The organism is Bradyrhizobium sp. P2_E8, from assembly GCF_056403875.1.
This window is the reverse complement of the sequence record NZ_JBFUES010001331.1, coordinates 1-1,650: the sequence shown is the minus strand read 5'-3', so window position 1 is coordinate 1,650 and position 1,650 is coordinate 1. Positions and strand designations below refer to the sequence as shown.

Below are 1,650 nucleotides of genomic sequence, written 5' to 3'. Positions count from 1 at the left end.
CTATTGAGCCGAACGGGCATTTCTGTAGCGATTGTGCCGTCCGCACATCGGCGGTTTGTTCGTCGCTGAATGCAGCCGAACTCAGGGAATTCGAGCATCTCGGACGCCGTGTCCATTTTTCCTCAGGCGAGACTGTGTTCTCCGAGGAGGACATCACGACCTCGTTCTACAACGTTCTCGAAGGCGTCATGCGGCTGTACAAGCTGCTCCTCGACGGCCGGCGGCAAATCGTCGGCTTCGCCTTGCCCGGCGATTTCCTGGGGATGAATCTGTCCGGCCGCCACAATTTTTCTGCCGATGCAATCGGGGCGGTGACCGTGTGCCAGTTCGCGAAGGCTCCCTTCGGGCGCTTTACCGAGGAGCGGCCGCAACTGCTCAGGCGGATCAACGAGCTGGCCATTCGCGAGTTGAGCCAGGCACGCGACCATATGGTGTTGCTCGGCCGTCGCTCGGCGGACGAGAAGGTGGCGGCTTTTCTGCTTGGCTGGCGCGAGCGGCTACTCGCGCTCAAGGGGGCGTCCGACACGGTTCCACTTCCGATGAGCCGCCAGGACATCGCCGATTATCTCGGCCTGACCATCGAGACCGTCAGTCGCACCTTCACCAAGCTTGAACGCCACGGAGCGATCGCCATCATTCACGGCGGTATCAGCCTGGTCGATCCGGCGCGCGTCGAGGCCTTGGCCGCGGCCTGACAGGCTTTCCACAGCGCTCTCGGATTTTTGATCCCGATCAATGACGCCGGGCATCGGCCGCAAATAATGCCCCTCGAACACCCCGGGGGGAGCATGATGCCTACTGACACGTTGCTGATGACCATTGTCGTCGTGGCGATCTTCGTCACTTTCGCCGCAGCTCTGGCGTGGGCGGACCGACAAACCAGCGCGGGCCGGCTCGAGCCTGATTCCAGGCGCTGAAGCTCCCGATCATAAATCTCGTCCGACGCGGCTAACCGCCGACGCTCGCCCGGCCGGCCCTTGGCCGTTCGGCAGCGTCTTAACGCAATCGCGGCGTGCGGTGCCTGCAACTCTGCATCCATCGGGACGCATTGGCGCATCCTTCGGATGCCGACTTCGAGCCGGGCGGCAGCATTTTCGCCGCATTTGCCTCAAACCGCGCACATGCTTTCCGGTTGAAATGCCGGGCAACACTGACTACGCAGGAACTCCAGTGCCTCGCAGTCTTAGGAGCCCAGCGGCGTGCCTCAGGACAAGACCGGCGACCCCCGACAAGCGGCGGGCAACAAATTATCGGTCCTGCGCAAGCACCCGATCTTCGCGGATCTGGAGCCGGACGCGCTCGATCAGCTCTGCCGCTACGCCAAGCACACCACCGTGAAGCGCGGTGCGACGATCGCCGCCAAGGGCGATCCCGGCAACAATTTGTTCGCGGTGATCGCGGGGACGGTAAAGATATCCTCTTCCTCGCCCGACGGGCGGAACGCCATTCTCAATCTCATCGGCCCCGGAGAAATCTTTGGCGAGATCGCGGTTCTCGACGGCGCGCCGCGTTCGGCGGACGCGACCGCCAACACCAATTGCGAGCTCTACATCATCGACCGCCGGGACTTCCTTCCCTTCGTGAAGAGCCAGCCCGCGCTGGCGATGAAGTTCATCGAGCTGCTCTGCGCGCGCCTGCGCTGGACCAGCC

The 1,650-nt window shown here is 63.0% G+C and carries 2 protein-coding genes; both read left to right on the top strand.

Annotated elements, in window-relative coordinates:
- Positions 1-2 precede the first annotated feature (2 nt).
- The gene (locus AC1D00_RS40150; protein WP_477014511.1) at positions 3-695 is read left to right on the top strand and encodes a helix-turn-helix domain-containing protein; all 693 of its coding nucleotides are present in this window, start codon (positions 3-5) and stop codon (positions 693-695) included.
- 504 nt (positions 696-1,199) lie between these two features.
- Positions 1,200-1,650: Crp/Fnr family transcriptional regulator (locus tag AC1D00_RS40145; RefSeq protein WP_477014510.1), on the top strand; the 451-nt coding region annotated here is incomplete at its 3' end.